General features: G+C 33.4%; 17 protein-coding genes. 4 read left to right on the top strand and 13 right to left on the bottom strand.

Annotation, left to right across the window (positions count from 1 at the left end):
• Positions 1-144: 144 nt before the first annotated feature.
• Together LUU93_RS16560 and LUU93_RS16555 are read left to right on the top strand one after the other, a co-directional pair.
• Entirely contained in the window at positions 145-969 is an 825-nt protein-coding gene (locus tag LUU93_RS16560; RefSeq protein ID WP_232682282.1) for a UDP-2,3-diacylglucosamine diphosphatase, read from the top strand.
• Between the two features lie 159 nt (positions 970-1,128).
• Positions 1,129-1,626, top strand: coding sequence for a hypothetical protein (locus tag LUU93_RS16555; RefSeq protein WP_232682281.1), 498 nt, complete (start codon positions 1,129-1,131; stop codon positions 1,624-1,626).
• A gap of 389 nt (positions 1,627-2,015) precedes the next feature.
• On the opposite strand, the gene LUU93_RS16550 is transcribed toward LUU93_RS16555, so the two are convergent.
• The 7 genes from LUU93_RS16550 to LUU93_RS16520 form a co-directional block, all read right to left on the bottom strand.
• Positions 2,016-2,438, bottom strand: coding sequence for a protease complex subunit PrcB family protein (locus tag LUU93_RS16550; protein WP_232682280.1), 423 nt, complete (start codon positions 2,436-2,438; stop codon positions 2,016-2,018).
• A gap of 28 nt (positions 2,439-2,466) precedes the next feature.
• Positions 2,467-3,603: an N-acetyl-alpha-D-glucosaminyl L-malate synthase BshA gene (gene bshA / locus LUU93_RS16545; RefSeq protein WP_232682279.1), complete on the bottom strand. Its 1,137-nt coding sequence runs from the start codon at positions 3,601-3,603 to the stop codon at positions 2,467-2,469.
• A gap of 675 nt (positions 3,604-4,278) precedes the next feature.
• Positions 4,279-4,761, bottom strand: a complete 483-nt coding sequence (locus LUU93_RS16540; protein ID WP_031455874.1) for a hypothetical protein — start codon at positions 4,759-4,761, stop codon at positions 4,279-4,281.
• Positions 4,762-4,876: 115 nt separating this feature from the next.
• Positions 4,877-5,668, bottom strand: a complete 792-nt coding sequence (locus tag LUU93_RS16535) for a (Fe-S)-binding protein (protein WP_053470181.1) — start codon at positions 5,666-5,668, stop codon at positions 4,877-4,879.
• Between the two features lie 104 nt (positions 5,669-5,772).
• Positions 5,773-7,104 (bottom strand): 4Fe-4S dicluster domain-containing protein, encoded by a 1,332-nt coding sequence (locus LUU93_RS16530; RefSeq protein WP_232682278.1) that lies wholly within the window; start codon positions 7,102-7,104, stop codon positions 5,773-5,775.
• A 5-nt stretch (positions 7,105-7,109) separates the two neighbouring features.
• On the bottom strand, positions 7,110-8,075 hold the full coding sequence (locus LUU93_RS16525) for an MlaD family protein (protein WP_232682277.1): 966 nt from the start codon (positions 8,073-8,075) through the stop codon (positions 7,110-7,112).
• A gap of 52 nt (positions 8,076-8,127) precedes the next feature.
• Complete coding sequence (locus LUU93_RS16520) at positions 8,128-9,243, bottom strand: N-acetylmuramoyl-L-alanine amidase family protein (protein WP_232682276.1); 1,116 nt, start codon at positions 9,241-9,243, stop codon at positions 8,128-8,130.
• Positions 9,244-9,325: 82 nt separating this feature from the next.
• On the opposite strand from LUU93_RS16520, the gene LUU93_RS16515 reads away from it, so the two are divergent.
• Together LUU93_RS16515 and LUU93_RS16510 are read left to right on the top strand one after the other, a co-directional pair.
• Positions 9,326-12,028: a putative LPS assembly protein LptD gene (locus LUU93_RS16515; RefSeq protein WP_438821639.1), complete on the top strand. Its 2,703-nt coding sequence runs from the start codon at positions 9,326-9,328 to the stop codon at positions 12,026-12,028.
• Between the two features lie 24 nt (positions 12,029-12,052).
• Positions 12,053-12,433: a Rid family detoxifying hydrolase gene (locus tag LUU93_RS16510; RefSeq protein ID WP_232682274.1), complete on the top strand. Its 381-nt coding sequence runs from the start codon at positions 12,053-12,055 to the stop codon at positions 12,431-12,433.
• Here the strand turns inward: LUU93_RS16510 and LUU93_RS16505 are convergent.
• The 6 genes from LUU93_RS16505 to LUU93_RS16480 all read right to left on the bottom strand — a co-directional run bounded on the left by LUU93_RS16505 (position 12,414) and on the right by LUU93_RS16480 (position 21,244).
• Positions 12,414-12,788: a methylglyoxal synthase gene (locus LUU93_RS16505; protein WP_232682315.1), complete on the bottom strand. Its 375-nt coding sequence runs from the start codon at positions 12,786-12,788 to the stop codon at positions 12,414-12,416. The two genes, LUU93_RS16510 and LUU93_RS16505, sit on opposite strands and share 20 nt — an antisense overlap.
• Before the next feature lie 212 nt (positions 12,789-13,000).
• Entirely contained in the window at positions 13,001-13,375 is a 375-nt protein-coding gene (locus LUU93_RS16500) for a methylglyoxal synthase (RefSeq protein ID WP_232682273.1), read from the bottom strand.
• Between the two features lie 8 nt (positions 13,376-13,383).
• Entirely contained in the window at positions 13,384-14,235 is an 852-nt protein-coding gene (locus LUU93_RS16495) for an N-acetylglucosamine kinase (protein WP_232682272.1), read from the bottom strand.
• A gap of 122 nt (positions 14,236-14,357) precedes the next feature.
• Positions 14,358-15,362, bottom strand: coding sequence for a type I glyceraldehyde-3-phosphate dehydrogenase (gene gap, locus LUU93_RS16490; RefSeq protein WP_073416488.1), 1,005 nt, complete (start codon positions 15,360-15,362; stop codon positions 14,358-14,360).
• Between the two features lie 95 nt (positions 15,363-15,457).
• On the bottom strand, positions 15,458-16,444 hold the full coding sequence (gene pfkA / locus LUU93_RS16485) for a 6-phosphofructokinase (RefSeq protein WP_053470187.1): 987 nt from the start codon (positions 16,442-16,444) through the stop codon (positions 15,458-15,460).
• A 309-nt stretch (positions 16,445-16,753) separates the two neighbouring features.
• Positions 16,754-21,244: a translocation/assembly module TamB domain-containing protein gene (locus tag LUU93_RS16480; RefSeq protein ID WP_232682271.1), complete on the bottom strand. Its 4,491-nt coding sequence runs from the start codon at positions 21,242-21,244 to the stop codon at positions 16,754-16,756.
• Positions 21,245-21,314: the final 70 nt, after the last annotated feature.

Raw genomic sequence — 21,314 nt, 5'->3', positions numbered from 1 at the left:
AAAATTAAAAATTGGTAATATTAATTAAAGATTAAACACTTTAAAAATCACAATTTATTAAAATAGCCTTCGAATTAGTAACCTTTTGATAAAATAAATTCTGTGGGATTTTCTTTTATTTGTGGAACTTCAAATTGAGAAAAATTGAAAAAACGAAATGTCGAACTGGTCATTATTTCTGATGTTCATTTGGGAACTTACGGAAGTCACGCTAAAGAACTAAACAACTATCTATCAACCATTAAACCTAAAACTTTAGTTTTAAATGGCGACATAATCGATGCCTGGCAGTTTAGAAAATCTTATTTTCCTAAAGCGCATTTAAGAGTGATCCAACGCATTATCGGGATGGCTTCAAAAGGCACAAAAGTATATTACATTACCGGAAATCATGACGAGATTCTTCGAAAATTCAGCGACATGAATATGGGAAATTTTTCTTTGGTCGATAAATTAGTTTTGGAATTAGACGACAAAAAAGCCTGGATTTTTCATGGAGACGTTTTTGATGCATCTGTGCAGCATTCTAAATGGATTGCAAAACTGGGCGGATTAGGTTATGATTATTTAATTTTAATGAATCGTTTTGCTAACTGGTGTCTGGCAAAATTAGGCCGTGAACCTTACTCTTTTTCTAAAAAAATAAAAGCGAGCGTAAAAAAGGCTGTAAAATTTATTTCGGATTTTGAAACTACAGCAACTGATCTGGCTATAGAAAAAAACTACGATTATGTTATCTGCGGCCATATTCATGAACCAAAAATCCTTACTAAAGAAAATAAACACGGTTCTACTTTATACTTAAATTCTGGCGACTGGGTCGAAAATCTCACCGCTCTTGAGTATCATAAAAAACGTTGGAAACTATACTCATACACTCATACAAACTTTACAGAAGAAGAAAATCTTTTCGAAATGGAAGATATTTTAACCTCTCAAATGCTGTCTAACATTATTCTTAAAAAGTAAATTACATTAGTATTTACAGGCAATTGCAAAGGCTGACTATTTTTTGTTTGTATAATTTGCATATAAGAAATGTGAATTATATAACAATTTCTAAAAATGTTATACGTTCTTAGATAGAGAACGATTATACATTTGAAAAAAAATTAATTAACCATTTTTATGAAAAAGATTATATTATCTGCCATTATGCTCCTGGGATTAGCATTTACGGCTCAATCACAAGAAATTTCAAAACACGCTTTAGGATTGCGTTTAGGAGACAATAACGGATTTGGAGGTGAAGTATCGTACCAATTAGGATTAAATCAAAAAAACAGACTTGAATTTGATTTAGGCTGGAGAAACAGCAGTGATGTAGACGCTATTAAAGGAGTTGCTCTTTACCAATGGGTTTGGAACATCGATGGAGGATTTAACTGGTATGCCGGTGTCGGTGGAGGACTTGCTGCCTGGGATCACGATTATTACAACAATAACTTTAGATATAACGACAGCGGGACTTATGTTTTTGCAGCCGGAGATATTGGTATCGAATATAGATTTAAAGAAGTACCTATCACATTATCATTAGATGCAAGACCTGAAATTGGTTCTGGATACTATGACGATGACAATTTTGGATTTGACGTTGGTCTAGGCGTTAAATTCAGATTCTAATTAAAAATAAAAAAAATTGTAAAAAGTAACCTGTCGTTTTAATACGGCAGGTTTTTTTTATGTTTTAGTTAAGCAACTGTCACCCTGAGCGTAGTCGAAGGGCTTTAAGGCAAAAAAGGGCTTCGACTTCGCTCAGCCTGACATTTCACAATTAACTCTTATTATTTAACTATTACAATTGTCACCCTGAGCGATCCCAAGGCTTCGGGAGAAGAACTTACAAGGTGAAAAAGGGCTTCGACTACACTCAGCCTGACATTTCACATCTACCTTTTTTTTATTTCTACTAAATAATTAAACAATCACCCTGAGCGAAGTCGAAGGTTTACAAAGCAAAAAAGAGCTTCGACTTCGCTCAGCCTGACATTTGGCCTCTAACTAATAACTATTTATTTAATAATAATCTCCTTTTTAGAATGTATTTTTACAACCGTATAAGGATAAGTAATAACCTGTGTTACCATTGCATCTGGAGCAGGGCTTTTTTCTTTTACCGTAATGATAATGTTCTTATCGGTTTCTTCAACTTTTTCAATCCCTATAGAATATCCTCCTGTGCTTTTTTCACCCATATTAAGGATAACATAATTCGAATTGGCAATATCAGTCTGCTTCATTTTAGCAGCCAAAAGCGGATCATTTTCAAGCATTTTGATCTCGTTAGGTTCTGTCAAAATTTCGAAAAATTTAATATTTCCTCCGCCGTCAGACTGTTCAGTTAAAACTTCATATAAAGCCGTTGAACTTGTCGTCTTCTTAGCTCCGCAGGAAATCAAAACAAAAATTACTAAAACTGAAATTACTTTTTTCATTACGTTCAAATTTTTAAAATTAATGTTTCTATTCTTTATAATCGTCAATTGCTCTTTGATACAAAGCTTCATATTTAGGCAGAATGTTTTTAATATCAAAATTCTTAGCCACTTCTAATGCATTCATTTTAAACTTATTCAAAGTTTCATCATCTTTTAAAATTTTGATTGCATTTGCCGCCATTTCATCAACATTTCCAACATCGCTTAAATATCCTGAAACGCCATCAAAATTAACTTCCGGCAAACCTCCCGAGTTACTTGAAATTACAGGAACTCCGCAAGCCATTGCTTCTAAGGCTGCCAAACCAAAACTTTCTGTTTCTGACGGAAGTAAAAACAAATCGGTCATGCATAAAATCTTATCGATTTCATTACTGTTACCAAAGAAAATTACTTTGTCGTAAATTCCCAGTTCCATACATAAAACCTCTGCTCTTTCTTTTTCAGGACCATCGCCCACCATCATTAATTTAGCCGGCATTACTTTCTGGATATTATAGAAAATCTTGATAATATCCGGAATACGTTTTACCTTTCTAAAGTTACTAATATGCGTTACGATCCGCTCATTTTCCTTTGCCATAACATATCGGTGGCAAGGTTCGGTCGGATCTTTTCTAACTTTATCCAATTCAATAAAATTCGGGATTACCTTAATTTTATTCTTGATTTTGAACAATTTCAGCGTATCATCTTTCAAACTCTGTGAAACCGAAGTCACATAATCTGATTTATTGATACTAAAAGTTACCGCAGGTTTATAAAACGGATGGTTTCCAACAAGCGTTATATCAGTTCCGTGAAGTGTTGTAATCATCGGAAGATTAATTCCTTCATTCTTCAGCATTTGTTTCGCCATATAACCCGCATAAGCGTGTGGAATAGCGTAATGCACATGCAGTACTTCTATTTTATATAATTTCACCATATCAACCAATTTGCTTGACAAAGCCAACTCATACGGCTGATAATGGAATAAAGGATATTCAGGAACGTTTACTTCGTGATAATGAACATTAGAATTTAAAAGTGCTAATCTTACTGGCTGACTGTAAGTTATAAAATGTATTTCGTGTCCGCGTCTGGCTAATTCGAGACCTAGTTCTGTAGCAACTACACCACTACCGCCAAATGTTGGATAACAAACTATTGCTATTTTCATGTATTAAATTTAATTCTACGAAAGTACTCAAAAATCACGTTTAATTAGGCTTTTAAATTGTTAGATTTTCGACAAAATTAGATTAAATCTGGTTGATAAATATTTTTAGAAGCAGCACAATATCTCCAAAAAGACCAGTAGTCCCGCTGTCCGCTATATCTTTTATGGCGAACCCCGCCATAAAAGGATACCACTTCCATCAGGGCTAGATTAGACGGTTTTGTTTTTTATAAGAACTTACTTAACCAACTTTGTCAAAGTTTATAAACCACAAAGTTTGTCAATTCCAAGGAACGAGGAATCACACAAGTAATTCCGCAAAGCAAGTCGTCAATCTTTGTCGATTCTCTAGTGCGATTCCTCGTTCCTCGGAATGACAATATTAGGGTTACTCTGCCTTCAACGGATTAAAATCCGTTACTGCAAAATAAATCATTCTTTCGGAATTTTATATGTAGCATTCCGTAGGAACAAATTATATTGTAGGGATGGATTTTAATCCATCTTCGCAATCAAAATCACCAATCTTTGTCGATTCTCTAGTACGATTCCTCGTTCCTCGGAATTGACAGACTTCGACGAAAACCTGAAACCTGAAACAATCAAAAACAATTAAAACCAAAAAAGGCATAAAATCTAAAATTTCATGCCTTTCAAATATATTATAAATTTCTCTTAGAAAAATCTGCTGTGCCAGCTGTCGGCAGCAGGGACTTCCCAGGATTCATTGAATTCTTCGATATTGTTTACCAGATTATTGAAAACAATTGTATTCTCAGAAACTGATTTATCTTTTACCATTTTCTTGAAATCAATTAATGGTTTGTGTGCAATATGTTCTCCAAGTTTAAAAGTAACATTCATTTTGTCTAATAAATCGACATTGTACTTTTTCTCCAAACCTTGAATAAATTCTACCGAACTATCAATAGAACAGCCTGTAGCAGCCTGAACATCCTGATTTACGGCTAATATTATAAAGCGATTGTATTTAAGCAAAAATGAAGCTTCAAGACTTGTTCCATGTGCAGCCCATTCTTCTACAAAAGCTTTTAAATCTGTTTCGATTTCAGAAAACTCTTCCTCAGAAAATTTTCTGTTCGATTGGTAAATCCAAACTCTAGATTCACCAGGTAAATTTTCAAAAGGTATATACATTTTTTAATTTTAGATTGTTGATTGTTTATTTTAGATTTTTTTTAAGTTTCAGGTTTAAAGTTTCACGTTGAAAAACTTTGTCCCTTTGCGCCTTTGCCTCTTTGAACCTTAAAAACTAAAGATCTTGCGCATTCGCAATTAACTCGGCAACGTCCATTACTTTTACCTCACCCTCTTTATGAGCATGTTTAATTCCATCGGTTAACATCGTGTTGCAGAAAGGACATCCGGCAGCGATAATATCCGGCTGAACTTCTAAAGCATCTTCTGTACGCAGAACGTTTACTTCTTTGTTTCCTGGTTCAGCATCTTTAAACATCTGCGCGCCGCCTGCTCCACAGCATAATCCATTTGCTTTAGAACGTTTCATTTCGACTAATTCAACGTCTAACTTTTGGATTAAATCTCTTGGTGCTTCGTATACTTTATTGGCTCTTCCTAAATAACAAGGATCATGGAAAGTAATTTTCTTTCCTTTAAACTGCCCGCCTTCAACCGTAAGTCTTCCGTCATCAATTAATGATTTCAGGAATTCTGTATGATGAATGACTTCATAGTTTCCTCCTAATTCAGGATATTCATTTTTTAAGGTATTAAAACAATGCGGACAAGCTGTAACGATTTTTTTTGCTTCATAAGCATTTAAAACCTCGATATTCATCATGGCCTGCATTTGAAACAAAAATTCATTTCCGGCTCTTTTTGCAGGATCACCAGTACAACTCTCTTCTGTACCTAATACTGCAAAAGAAACATTTGTACGATTTAAAATGCGTACAAAAGCCTTTGTGATTTTTTTTGCTCTATCATCAAAACTCCCTGCGCAACCTACCCAAAATAAAACTTCTGGCTGTGTTCCCTGGGCTAGCATTTCTGCCATTGTTGGCACTACTAAACTTTCTGACATCTCTTTTTGTTTAATCGTTGATTTGTTTAATTGTTTAATCGGCAAGTTGATCGTATCCTAAGAACGATTAAACGAATTGACGATTAACCGATTAAACTATATTTTTAATTTTCGTTTTTCCAATTCAATCGGTCCTGCTGGCTGTACTGCCATGGCGCACCATTATTTTCAATATTGGTCATCATTGCATTCAGTGACATTGGTGCAGCACTCTGTTCCATTACTAAATAACGACGCATATCCATAATAATAGACAACGGACTAATATTTACAGGACATTCTTCCACACAAGCATTACAAGACGTACAAGCCCATAATTCTTCTGGCGTAATGTAATCATTTAATAATGTTTTATTATCCGGAACAAAAACACCTTTATTGGCATCTATATTTTTTCCAACTTCGGTTAAACGATCTCTTGTGTCCATCATAATTTTACGCGGAGACAATTTTTTACCCGTTTGGTTTGCCGGACATGAAGACGTACAACGGCCGCATTCTGTACAAGTATAAGCGTTTAAAAGCTGTACCCAGTTTAAATCCTGAACATCGCTTGCTCCAAATTTAGACAGAACTGCATTTTCATCAGCCGGAGCAGCAGCAAAAGGATCTGCATTTGGGTCCATCATCAGCTTCACTTCTTTTGTTACTGATTCTAAATTATCAAACTGACCTTCTGGTTTTAAATTGGCAAAATACGTATTTGGGAACGCTAATAGTATATGTAAATGTTTTGAGAAGTATAAATAGTTCATAAAAACCAAAATACCAGCGATATGCAGCCACCAAAATATTTCAAACAACAGTACTACCAATTCGTTTGAAAGACCATTAAAAATTGGAGCAATAAACTGACTTACCGGAAAAGCCCCTGCTTTATGAAAAACTGCTCCCGGAACATTTTGCAAATGCAAGTCAGAAGCATTCATTAGTAAAAACAAGATCATTAAAACGGTCTCGAAATACAAAATGTAGTTTGCATCGCTTTTAGGAAATCCTTTTAAATCAGAATGTATAAAACGTTTCAATCTGATAAAATTTCTTCTAAGCCAGAAAACTGTAACCGCAAAAATTACAAGTATTGCCAATATCTCGAATGAAGCAATTAAAACATCATAAACTACACCCAGATAAGGTGCAAAAATTCTATGCGTTCCTGCTAACCCATCAATAATGATTTCGAGTAATTCGATGTTGATTATAATAAAACCAACATATACAAAAATATGAAGTATTCCGGCAACAGGGCGTCTCACCATTTTTGACTGTCCAAGAGCAATCAAAGCCATGTTTTTCCAACGAGCTTTAGGATTATCTTTTCTATCTACGTCTACTCCTAAATTAATGTTGCGGATGATTTTTTTTACGCTCGCTGTAAAAAAACCAAAACCTACGACGAGAAGTATGGCGAATAAAATATTATCTAAATAACTCATTACAATTATTTTTTATCAGTTGAATTTGTTTCTCCCGCAGGTGCTACATAAGGTTTGTTCTTTTTTCCAAAAAGAGAAACATTTACATAACGCGTTGGATACAGACGAACATCTTGTAATAACAATTCAAGTTCTTTTGAAGTTTTTTCAAGGTTGTTATAAAGTGCGTCGTCGTTTAATAGTTTACCTGCTGATCCTTTTCCGGAATTTAAATTAGCCATAATACCATCGACTTTTGCTAATGTCTGGTTTAGATTACGAACTGTTTTTCCAAGATCGGCTTTATTTAAAGAATCAGATATTTTATTAAAGTTGCTTGACATTTTATTAAAGTTTGTCACAACTCCGTTTATCTGGCCTTTGTTAGTATCTAAAATAGTATTGATACTTCCTGAAGCTCTATGAAACTGCTCCATTGTCTGGCTCAGTTCTGCTAAAGTTTTCTTTAAATCTTCTTGTGTTTTTTTATCTAAAACATTGTTTAATCCGGTAACCAGATTATCAATATTTAAGAGCATTTTATCCAATTTTATAGTAATTGGTTCGATTTTGCCTCCTAAAGATTCTGTTAATCCCAGTTTAACTTCAGACGGAAGGGTCTGCCCGTCTTCTGCAGGTTCTTTATCTGCTAAATTTGGAATGATGGCAATTTGCTTTCCTCCTATTAAACTGGCAGAATATAAAGATGCTTTACTTGTTTTAGAAATAGGAAAATCTGTTTTTAATTGAAGTTCAACTAATAATTTTCCTGTTGTTTCATTGATTGTAATTTTATTTACCTTACCAACTACAAGTCCGTTTATGGTAACCGGTGCTGATTGTGCCAGTTCTTCAACATTATCATATTCAGCATATAATGTTTTATAATTAGTAAAAAGGTCTTTTCCTTTTAAAAAACTGTAGCCCCAAATAAATAATAAAATAGACGCTATGACTAATACAGCCGTTTTAATTTCTCTTGTTAGTTTCAAAATTCTAAGTGTTTTGTTACAAAATTAGTATAAATATTCGAACTTGTGACGATTATTTAACAGCATCCTGAATACTGATTTTTTCTCCGTCTTTAGTTGCAATCAAATATGCAGCGCCATATCCTTTATTTTTAGCTTCTTCCAGATATTTTTTGGCAGCTTCATAATCGGCTGTTTCCTGATAGAAATATTTATAAATATTGTTTTCGTAGATCATAGTTACATTTTTTAGTCCTTTAAAGTTTTTAGGTTCTAATGGTGTTTTTTTGATACTTGCAATAAGCTGTACCTTAAAGAATGTTCCTTTTGGGGCTGCGGGTGTTTCTACAACTTTAGTTTTCTTTGGGGTCGAAGTATCTTTTACAGGTTTAGCTTCTATTGCTTCCGGAGTTCCTGAACCAAAGTATTCTCTTTTGTAGCTCAAAATAGCTTCTGCAATTGCTTTTGCGATATCATCCTGACCTTCTTCAGAATTTAAAATATTTCCTTCTGCCGGGTTAGAAACAAATCCGGTTTCGACTAATACTCTTGGCATATAAGCTTTATGAAGTACCATAAATGGCGCTTGTTTTACACCGCCTTGTCTGATTTTTTTTCCAAGTCTTTCAAAATTATCTTCAATTTTACTTGCCAGCGAAATACTATTATCAAGGTATTCTTCCTGCATTAAGGTCATCCCAATCATAGATTCTGGTGAATTTGGATCGAAACCTTCATATTTACGTTTATAGTCTTTCTCTAAAGTAATTACCGAGTTCTCTTTTTTTGCAGCTTCAAGATTTGATGCAACTTTACTTAAACCCATTACATAGGTTTCTGTACCGTCTGCAGCTGTATTTTTATTGGCGTTACAGTGTATAGAAACGAATATGTTTGAATTTGCTCTGTTTGCAATATTAGCTCTTTCAACCAAATCAATAAAAACGTCTGTTTTACGAGTATAAATTACATTTACATTAGGATTAAGTTCTAAAATCTTCCCCACTTTTAAAACAATAGCTAAGGCAATATTTTTTTCAATCCGGCCGCTGTAAACTGCACCAAAGTCGTGATCTCCATGACCAGCATCAAGTGTTACTTTAAAAACATTTGCTTGACTGTATGCGCAGAATGACGCTATTGTTAGAAAAAAAGTAAAGATTACCTTAATTTTGTTTAATCTATTCATAAATCTAAAAGTTAATTTTAATAAAACGCAGCTGTTATAATTTTTACAATTGATTATTTTTGCCAAAAAATTATATGTAAGTTTGACATGTCAAAAAACAAGCCATAATTTTACAAAAATAGTATTTAAACCTTTGCAGACAAACTTATTTAATATCGTTTTAATATCATTTTTCCTAACGATAGGATGTGGTAATTTATATTCGCAAGAGATAAAATCTAATAAAAAGCCTTTACAAGCTGCAAAACAAACAGATAAGCCTCAAATTATTCCTAATGACACTATAAAACTTGATACTGTCAGGCCTGCCAAGACTTTTTTAGACGGAAAAGTTAGGTATAAAGCAAAAGATTACGCAAAAATCGACCAAAAGAAAAAACTGATTACTTTATACAACGAAGCTGAATTATACTATAAAGATGTTGAACTAAAATCTGGTATAATTGTTCTGAATTATGAAAAAGATGAAGTATACGCCGGAAGGATTAAAGATTCTGCCGGAGTCTTAGTTCAGTTCCCAAATTTTAAACAAGGTTCGAGTGAAGTTCAGCCTGATTCTATCCGCTTTAACTTTAAAACAAAAAAAGCATTAATTTATAATTCAAGAACAAAACAAGGCGAATTAAATATTAAAGCTGCAGTTACCAAAAAAGAAAATGACTCTGTTTATTACTTAAAAGAGGCGCGTATAACAACGGCTCAGGATATAGACAATCCAGAATACTATTTTAGAACCAGCAAAATAAAATTTGTTCCCGGAAAAAAAATTGTTACCGGCTTAACTCAAATGGTTATTGCCGATGTGCCTACTCCTTTGGCATTACCTTATGGTTATTTTCCGTTAAGTCAGGAAAAAAGCGTTTCAGGTATTATTATTCCAAGTTATAACGATTCGAATACGAGAGGTTTCTCTTTACAAAATGGGGGGTATTATTTTGCTTTAAGCGACAATTATGACTTAACTGTTTTAGGAGATTATTATACTAATGGCAGTTACGCCATGCGTTTTGAATCTGCTTATGCGACCCGATATAAATATAGAGGAAATGTTAATATTCGATTTGAGAATTTAATTAGCAGCGAAAGAGGTTATCCTGATTATTCAAAACAAAATATTTACAACATTCAGTGGTCTCACTCTAAAGACTCAAAATCTAATCCTAATTCGAGTTTTAGTGCATCTGTAAACATGGGGAGCAGTAAGTACTTTAAACAATCTATTAATCAGGCAAACGTTGGGTCTAATTTAAATAATACATTAAGTTCTTCGATTTCATACAACAAAACTTTTAATACCATTCCCGGTTCTCGTATTTCGCTGTCTGCAACGCATCAGCAAAATACGCAGACAGAGCAAATCCTTATGACACTTCCTAACCTTCAGGGAAGTATTGATCGTATTTATCCATTTGTTGGAAAAGACGGGGTTAAAAAAGGTTTTATTAAAAACATTAACTTACAATACAATGTAACAGGTAAAAATAATTTCGTTACCTACGATTCCTTATTTTTTAAGCCTCAAATGTTTAGAGACGCACAAATTGGTATGCAGCACTCTATTCCTATAAGTACGAACTTCAAAATATTTAAATATTTTAGTGCCGGGGCATCAACAAACTATCAGGAAACCTGGGTAACAAAAACTATTGAGAAAGGTTTTGACGAAAGCAAAGGACAAGTTGCAGATAAAACTGTAAATGGTTTTGACTCTTACAGAACTTATAATTTAAGTACTAATTTAGGAACTACTATTTACGGTACATTTAATTTTGGAGAAGATAAAAGAATACAGTCTATCCGCCATGTTATGAGACCGAGCCTTACGTATTCTTATACGCCAAGTTTTGACCAATATTATGAGCATTATACGGTTGATGCATCTGGTAAAATTTCGACCGATGAATACTCGCGATTTGCAAATGGCATTTATGGCGCGCCCGGTCAAAGTAATTCAAACATTGTAGGGTTTTCATTAAGTAACACTTTTGAAGCCAAAGTAAGGGACAAGGACAGCACCAAGACAGAACCTAAGAAAATAATGCTGCTAAACAATTTAAACTTCAATACAAGTTATAATTTTAGTGCAGACGGAAAAAAAACTTTAGCCTGGCAGCCAATTGTAGTAAGCGGGGGAACACAATTTTTTGACAATAAAATGAATGTCAATTTTGGGGCAGTTTTAAATCCTTATGCTATAGACAATGCAGGAAATGTTATAAACAAGTATAATATTGATAATGGCGGAAGTTTGTTTAGGATGACAAGTGCAAACCTTACCATGAACTATTCTTTCTCGAATAAGGGAACCGGAAAAGAAAAAAACACACAAAGCCAGCGGAATGGCGGTCGTAATGACGATTTATTTGGAACAAACACGGACTTGAACGACAGCCGAAACAGCCAGTTTGCCAATGAACCGGAACGCGATGAAGATGCTGTAAGCGAGTTTTTTAGTTCAAAAATTCCCTGGGATATGACAATGGCGTATTCGCTTACTTATTCAAATACAAATCGCGAAAGCAAAATTACAGGTAACTCAATTATGATTTCTGCCAATATGGATATTACTCCTAAATGGAAAGGCGGGGTTTCTACCGGTTTTGATTTTGTTCAAAAAGGGGTTACTTTTACTCAATTCCGTTTTGAGCGAGATTTGTTAAGCTGGAGAATGGCTTTTAACTGGAATCCGATGGGAGCAAATGCTAACTGGAATTTCTTCATTGGAATTAAATCTGGTATGCTGAGTGACATTAAATGGAACAAACGCAGTACTTCAAATCGATAATTCGTCGACTTAAAATAATTTATTATGAAAAAAATAATCTTTACAGAAAAGGCTCCGGCTCCTATTGGCCCATATAACCAGGCAGTGCTATCTGGAAATACACTTTATGCTTCTGGCCAGATTGCTATAAATCCGGCTTCTGGAGAACTTGTAACTGATACTATCAGTAATGAAACTACTCAGGTAATGGAGAATATTGCTGCTATTTTAGAAGCTGCTGATATGACTTTTGAAAATGTTGTGAAAGCTACAATCTTCATCATGGATATGAACAATTTTGGTGCTATTAACACTATTTATGGTTCTTATTTTAACGAAAAAACCGCTCCGGCTCGTGAAACAGTTCAGGTGGCATGTCTGCCAAAAAATGTAAATGTTGAGATTTCTATAATTGCTGTGCAATAGCATCTAATAACAATTGTGCCGTTGCTTCATTTGTACCCAGCGGCACATTATGTACATCACAAATTCGAACAAGCATATTGATATCAACTTCATGTGCGTGATTTACTAGGGGATCTTTAAAAAAGAGCACCATCTTAATTTTACTCTCCGCTACTCTGGCAGCTATTTGGGCATCGCCACCCATAGAACAAGGCAGTAACTTAGTCACTTTTAAGCCTGAATTTTCTGCATTTCTTCCCAATGGCCCTGTCGCAACAAGTTTTACTCTCTCGCTCTGCAAAATGATTTGGTTTTTAATTAAAAACTGAACCATATCGGCTTTTTTATTATCATGAGCAATAATCGCGATTTCAATGATTTTTTTCATGAATTTATAATAAAATTATTACCAAATTTACATAAAAAAAGATTATTCTCACATTAAAACAATGTAAACCAACTACTTAGAAACAAAAATTCAAAAAAGACCAACTTTCTTGCTTTAAATTTAAATACACTATATAAAAAATAAAAAAACCGCAGCACATTACGCAGCGGTCTTATACATTATATTAAAAAAAGGATTTTCTATAATTGCAATGCAACTGCATTTAACAATAATTGTGCAGAAGCTTCATTTGTTGCTAAAGGCACATTATGTACATCACAAACACGAATTAACATATTAATATCGACTTCATGGGCATGGCTCGCCAGCGGATCTTTAAAAAAGAAAACCATTTGAGTTTTCCCTTCGGCTACCCTTGCAGCAATTTGTGCATCACCCCCCATAGGCCCGGAAAGCATTCTTCGTACTTTAAAACCAGCATTTACAGCTTTACTTCCGGTAGTTCCTGTTGCGATAAGTTTAATATTTTCCTGAAGAAGAAGTGTTTTGTTTTTATTTAAAAACTGGACCATATCTGCCTTCTTTCCATCGTGTGCTATTATAGCTATTTCCATAAATTTAATTATTGATTAGCGACATGGTAAGCAATTAAACCATCGATTGGTCTTCTTAACACATTTCCTAATTTAAGCTCGTATTTATCAAAAGTTTCCTGTAATTCATCTTTAAGATAAAATGCTATAGAACCAACAAAATGCACGGGAACTTCTTTACAGTTATCAAACTGTTTGATATAGTTTTTAACGAAAGATTTCATTCCTTTGAAAATAATTTTTCTGCAGAATTCTGTGTCTTTATGTTTAATTAAAAACTTAGCAAAAGTTGCTAAATAAGCATTTGGGTTTGGTTCTTTATATAATTTGTTTTTAATAAAGTCAGGGTCAACGTCGTATTCTTTTTCAAGCTCTACCGCTAATTCCTTTGGCATTTTATTAAAATAGTATTTTCTGATTAATTCTTTTCCAAAAACGTTTCCGCTGCAGTCATCCATTACGATATATCCTAATGACTGAACTTTTTGGTGCAATACTTTTCCATCAAAATAACTGCAGTTTGAGCCAGTTCCTAAGATAGATACGATTGCTTCTTCTCCTTTTGGAGTTGTAGCATAAACAGCTGCATAAGTATCTTCCTGAACATCAACAATAGCGTTAGTAAAATACTCCTGAAAGATTTGCTTTAAAGCCTTTTTCATTCTGTCTGTTCCACAACCTGCCCCGTAAAAGAACAAATGTGTTGCATTTTTTTTATTTTGTAAAATATCAAAACGATCATTTAATCTTGCGATAATTTCCGGTCCGTCAAGAATTTCAGGATTTAATCCTAATGTTTGTGTGGTGAATAATACTTTTCCATTATCATCAATTGCAATCCAATCGGCTTTAGTAGATCCACTATCAACTATTAATTTCATTTTTTTTGTTTTTTGGATTAGTTTTTCCTCAATAAGTGTATTTTTCACATTAATTAAAGACGTAACAAAATAAGAAAATCCCGTTACTTGGTGATAACGGGATTTTGTAAAAATATAGAATATTATTTTAAACCTGCAATATGCACAGATAAATCGATCAATTTGCTTGAGTATCCATACTCGTTATCATACCAAGATACTAATTTGAAGAAAGTTGAATTTAAACCAATTCCTGCGGTAGCATCAACGATTGAAGTTCTTTTATCAGAAATAAAGTCCTGAGAAACAACAGCATCTTCAGTATATCCTAAGATACCTTTTAATTCGTTTTCTGAAGCTTTTTTCAATACCGCCAGAATTTCTTCGTAAGTAGTTTCTTTAGCAACTTTTACAGTTAAATCTACTACAGAAACGTCAGCAGTAGGAACACGGAAAGACATTCCAGTTAATTTTCCATTCAAAGAAGGGATAACTTTTCCAACTGCTTTTGCAGCACCTGTTGAAGAAGGAATGATGTTAATTGCAGCTGCACGTCCACCTCTCCAGTCTTTTCTAGAAGGTCCGTCAGCAGTCATTTGAGTTGAAGTAGTTGCGTGAACAGTTGTCATTAAACCTTCAACGATTTCAAAATTATCGTGGATAACTTTAGCTAATGGAGCTAAACAGTTTGTAGTACAAGAAGCGTTAGAAACTACTAAATCAGAAGCTTTTGCAGTTTCGTGGTTAACTCCCATTACAAACATTGGAGCATCTGCAGATGGAGCAGAAATAATAACTTTTTTAGCTCCTCCTTTTAAGTGCTCGCTTGCAGTTTCGATAGTTGTGAAGATACCAGTACATTCTGCTACTACATCAACATCAACTTCATTCCATTTTAAGTCAGCAGGGTTTCTTTCTGCAGTGATACGGATATTTCTTCCGTTTACATAAAGTTTTCCTTCTTTTACTTCTACAGTTCCGTTGAAACGACCGTGAACTGAATCATATTTTAATAAGTAAGCTAAGTGATCTACGTCTAATAAATCGTTGATTGCTACAACTTCTACATTATCTCTATTGAAAGACTCTCTAAAAACGATTCTTCCAATACGTCCAAATCCGTTTATTCCTAATTTTACTTTTGACATTTTACTAAATTTTTGCTTTTGTTTTTATTATACTAATTCAAAGTCTAATTTCCTCACAATAAACTTCTTCTCTTTTAAACTTTTATCTTATATAATTATGTCGACATGATGTCTGACACTCTCAATAATTCTCTATCAATTTCAGATTTACCTTTAATTGCCTGCTCAAGCGGAGTTAAAATAACTTTATCTTCCTTAAGTCCAACCATATAGTTAGATTTTCCTTCAATCAAAGATTCTACTGCTTTTACACCAAGACGACTTGCTAAAACACGATCAAAACAAGATGGTGAACCACCACGCTGCATGTGTCCTAAAACAGATACTCTTACATCGTATTCAGGTAAATTAGCTTCAACGTAATCTTTTAATTCGAATACGTTTTTACCAATTTTATCTCCTTCGGCGATAACAACTATACTTGATGATTTTCCTGAAGCTTTACTTTTCTGAAGAGAGTCCAGCAGTCTGTCAAGACCTAAATCTTCTTCAGGAATAAGAATTTCTTCTGCACCTGCACCAATTCCGGCGTTAAGTGCAATGTGACCTGCATCTCTACCCATAACCTCTACAAAGAATAAACGGTTATGTGAACTTGCAGTATCTCTAATTTTATCAATACAGTCAACAACAGTATTTAAAGCAGTGTCATAACCTAATGTGAAACTTGTACCATAAATATCATTATCAATTGTACCTGGAATTCCCATAACAGGGAAATTATATTCTGAGTTAAAAATCAATCCTCCGGTAAAACTTCCGTCGCCGCCAATAACTACCAAAGCATCAATTCCGGCTTTTAAAAGGTTTTCGTGGGCTTTTTTTCTACCTTCTGGTGTTCTAAAATCAACAGAACGAGCCGATTTTAAGATCGTTCCTCCTTTATTTACAATATTGTTAACGCTTCGAGGGCCCATTTCTTTAAAATCGCCTTCTATCATTCCTTGATACCCTCTATAAATTCCTATGCATTCTATATTATGATAAGCACATGTTCGAACAACTGATCGTATTGCGGCATTCATTCCTGGTGAGTCTCCTCCTGAGGTAAGAACACCTACTTTTTTTATTGTTTTTGACATTATTTAAGTATTAAAGTTGTAAATTTAGCAAACATTCAGCACTTTTCAGGTTATGTTTATAATAAATTAGTAAAATATGTTAAATTCAAACGTTTTCGTTAATAAGTTTTTTGATACCAAAAATTTCATTTAAAATAATAAATACCCCATTTTTTAATTAATTCTTTAAAAATAACAATACCTGAATGAAGTGTTATAAAAATATTAAGAACAATACTTTAGCAAAAAATAACAAAGGCCTTAAAGTTAGGCATAAAAAAACCATTCGTTGCTGCGAATGGTTTTTTTATATTCTTTTTTAACAATGTGTTAGAAATCGTTGTCAGGAATTAAACCTTCATTATTACTTTGAGGCTTTGGCTTATTCTCCTCTTCTTTTTCTTTTTCAGCTTTCTTTTTATTTTTTTCAGCTTCTTTTTTATTGTTATTGAAGTTAATAAAATCTGGATTTAAATTAGAATCCTGAAAATCATCTGAGCTTTTTATAGCTCTTTCGAGTTTATGGCTTTTAAATAGTTTATTGACCAGCTCGCTGAAAGTATCAAAATCGACTTCATAAGAAATACCAACTCCCTGCGTATAACCAATTCCTTGTCCTATATAATTAATATCATTTTCTTTATTAAATAAACGAAGGTTCATAGATCCGTCTTCATTTACCCTGTATAAAATTTCAATATCTCCAACAATAGCAGATTCATTTACCCCTCCAACAGGAACACCTACTTTACCATTAATAGAAATTCGTTCATTAATCTGTGATGAAATATTGGCTACAAACTGCCCGTCGGCTTCCTGCCCTATTCTTCTGTCTGCCGATATAAAATTCAAATCTATATTAATAAGGTCATTATCAGATTTTATAATCCCTCCCAATAAACTTGCGGCCGTTTCTGCAAATGTTCCTGATAAATCGCTTTGATTAAATCCGTCCTGACTCATAAATGAACCGGTCGATAATAAATACAAGGCTTGTGTCTGGCGAACATCTTTATCGTCTAACTTATATTGTATCTCAGATTTTAAAACATTACTTACCGATGGAAACTGAATATCAAAATTAGGGTCCGGGCTTGTTAAATCTCCTCTTAATCCAATTACTACTTCTACTGGAACTTTTTTATTGAAAGATGAATTGTCTAATAATACCGCAGGATTTGCTGAAGTTTTGTAAACTGCCTCTAAATTCAGCTGTGCTTTCATTGGGTTTCCTTCCCAAATAATCGAACCTCCTTTTTTAACTGCAAACTTTTTATCGATTAAACCTCCATATTTAAAATTATACGTTCCTTCGTATGCCTGGAAATCTCCCCACATATTAAATTTACCCAGCGTATTGATTTTAAACAACAACGATCCGTATCCTTTTCCTTTCATACCGTGACCGGAATTTCGATCCAGAATTACTTCAACCTCGGCATCTGGCGTAATATCAAAATCAAACTCTAATTCAAGTCCGTTATAATTTCTTGTTTTTTCTACAATCCCTTTAGATAAATTATATTTCTCTTTTGGCGTCACAAAATGAATCCAGTTACTTTCACTTGAATTTTGTACGTTGCTGATAGGAATTTTAACTTCGGTTCCCTTTTCAGATTTTGCATCAACCTTAATAAATAAACTTTCTGTTGGACCTTTTATGCTTGCCGTTCCGTTTATAAATGCCGTTCCAAAATAGGCAGCATCTTCGCTGTCTTTAGTATCAAGTGCCAATAATCGTTTTGAAGTTATGGTTAAATCTAATTTCCAGTCTCCAAAATTATGATGTTCAATAGTTCCGTTCAACAATCCTTTTGTTCCAAATTTTGTATCGGTTAACTGATTATTTCTAAACAGGAATTTTTCATCGGTTAAGTCAATAACCGTTCTGTCGCTTAACACATAATCTGTATTGAGGTACGGAATTGTCATTCCGGCTTTTTCAGCATATAAACGTCCGTTGATTTCCGGTTTCTTCAAATTCCCTACAACTGCTGCATTTCCAGAAATAGACCCCCTTACATTTGACAAAACATCACCGCCGACAGTTCCTAAAGTTGCCAGATTAAATCCTTCTAGCTTTAAGTTTAAATCCAGGAATGTCTCTTTATTTTCGACAGTAAAAGTACCGTCTGCCTTAAACGACTCTGCAAAGCCATTTACAATCGAAGAGTTTATGGTAAACTTTTTAAAACTCTGATCTCCCGAAATATCAAAATTTAAAGTTCCTAAATCAACTTTATTTAAATTAAGATGATCTACTACAATACTTGCCGTGGGCTGAAAAACATCTTTATTCTGCTTATAATTTATGTTTCCGTTTAAGTTTCCGTTGAAAACAAATTTCGAATTAAAAGGTGTTATCTTATTGATATCTACATCTTCAAAATTGAGGACGACATCTTTATAGTCTTTTCCTTTGATGACACCGTTTAAATCAATTTTCTGATTTTCGTGCGACAATACAATATTATTTATTGTGAAGTTTTTAAAATACTGATCAAAAACAATCTGATTATCTTTCTTCGCATCTTCGTTTAAATACCATAAATAGTCTTTAAACTTCATTTCAGATTTCTTGATCCCAACTATATTATTTTTGTTTTTATCAATAGTATGAAACAAATCGAGATTGAAATAATCCTGTCCTTGGTCACCGCCTTTAAACTCAGAACGTACAAACAAAGTATCTTTTGATGTTACATTGATTAAATTAAAATCCCGTATTTTATAATACGGCGTTTTTATACTGTCTAACTCAATAAAAGCATTATAAAGCGGATTTTTATTGTCAATGCTGATTCTGATGTTATCAAAAGTATTTTTGGCCGCGCTGATTTGTTTTGACCTGAATCCGAATTTAAATTCCTGCAAGTCCGAATCTATTTTTCCGCGAACTACTGTACTCGAATCGATTTTCATTTCAGGATACAGCATTTCGACTACCTTATTATATACATGAAAATTAAAACGCAGGAACTGTCCTTTTTTAACTTTAAAAGGCTTATAATTGGTATAGAGACTTCCAACAGAATTCATGACCAATTTATCCAATTGCGCAAACTGAAATTTCCCCACAATTTTTCCTTCAACAATATCTGATGAATTAACAGTTATGGTACGAAGTCTGTCAGCATCAAAATTTGAACTAACTTTTACTTCATCAAAAACATAAGTTGATTTTGGATTTTGATATTCTGCATCTTTAATTAAAATATCACCCTGAAGGTTTTCGATCGAATTTCCTGTCAGCTGAACAACGGCATCACCTTTAAAATGCGAAATAGAATCGCTTATGAATTTCAGTTTTCTCAAATCAGAGTTTTCGACATTGATATGAAAATCATAACGGCTTTCTCTTTTGCTTAAATCAACCAAACCGTCAAATATCATGCTCAAATTTGGGTCATTTACAGAGATCTGCCCTTTATAATAAGGAAGCTTGAAATTACCATTTACAACAATATTACTATAGGTATATTTATTGTAATCTAACTTGGCAATATCTCCTTTTATAATAGTGTTCAAATATTTTTCGGAAAAACCAACACCGTCAACATCAACATTTAAAGTTGTTTTACCAATATCTTTTCGGTTTAGTAAGGCTCCAATATTAAAATTATCCAGAACGATATTTCCGGAATAAGAAGCCTTGTCAATGAAATCCATATTATTCATATGAAGATCGACTTTACCGTTTCCTAAATCAGTTGCCATTTTAAAATCGGTTTCCAAAGCTGTTGTCGAGACTTTAGCTCTCCCCACAATATTAAATTTCCCAATTCTTTTCAATTCTTTCGGAAGTTTTTTACCCAAAACACCCGGCAGTAAAACGACAAGATTATCATAACTTGAAATCAATTTATCGAACTTTCCGTCCATAAAAAACTTTTGTTCTTTTGATCCCAAAAGGTTTCTAAAATTGATTGTTCCAAAAATTTTCGAACCGTTTGCATCGGTAAGTCTAAGACGGTTTAGATTCAGGTTGTTTAAAGTTCCTTTTATTTTGGTCCTAACTTTAAAATGCTGGTTTTTTCCTAAGCCGTCATAAAAATAACGAATATCGTTTGAAGCAATCGAAGAAGAATCTAATGCAACATTAAACTGCACTTTATCAGTAAAATCAAGAAAATCTTTGATTTTATAATTCAAAATCGCTTTTCCGTAAATCCACGATCTTTTGGTTTTAATTGCTAAATTTTCGACTTTAATCTGCTTTTTAGTATAGCTGAATTTCCCAGCAAAATTAGTAACATACAAACCACGGTGATCTAAAAATGAAAACCTGTGAATTGTAGTATTTACATCAGGCCCATACAATTTAAAATCGCTGATATAAGCGTTCAGTTTCTTAAAATCTAAAAATTCCGGGTTTCTTTTATTTTCATCCACAACCGAAAAATTTCCATTTGTGATATAGGCATTTTTGGCAGTAAAAAGAAAATGTTTGGTAGTCTTTTTCTTTTCTTCTTTGGTTTCAAACAATTTAATAAACTTATTAATATTGTTTTCGTCTTCGTTTTTATAGGTTTTTAGATTAAAAATCATACCTGTTAAACGAAGGTCTCCAAAAAGTAAATCGCCGTCAATAAGTCTTTTTATGCTTAAAATATCAGTCGTAATAATATCAGAGTAAATCATCGTTTTTTTGTGATGATCTAAAACCAGGGCTTTTTTAAGCTTTACGCCGCCAAAAATATTAATAGCAACTTTATCAACACTAATGTTGGTTTTAAAATCAGTATTTAAAGTTTCGGTAAGATATTTTGCAATTTTTGTCTGCACGACAGGCAGAGAAAGAGTGATAGCAAGTACCAGCAAAAGTAAAATTAAGCCAATCAGGGTTCTGGATACTATTTTCTTAACTCTTTTGATAATCTGGTATTATTAT

It is taken from the genome of Flavobacterium soyae (assembly GCF_021245985.1).
In the GTDB taxonomy this organism is placed as follows: Bacteria; Bacteroidota; Bacteroidia; order Flavobacteriales; family Flavobacteriaceae; genus Flavobacterium; species Flavobacterium soyae.
This window is presented reverse-complemented; position numbering and strand designations above follow the sequence as displayed.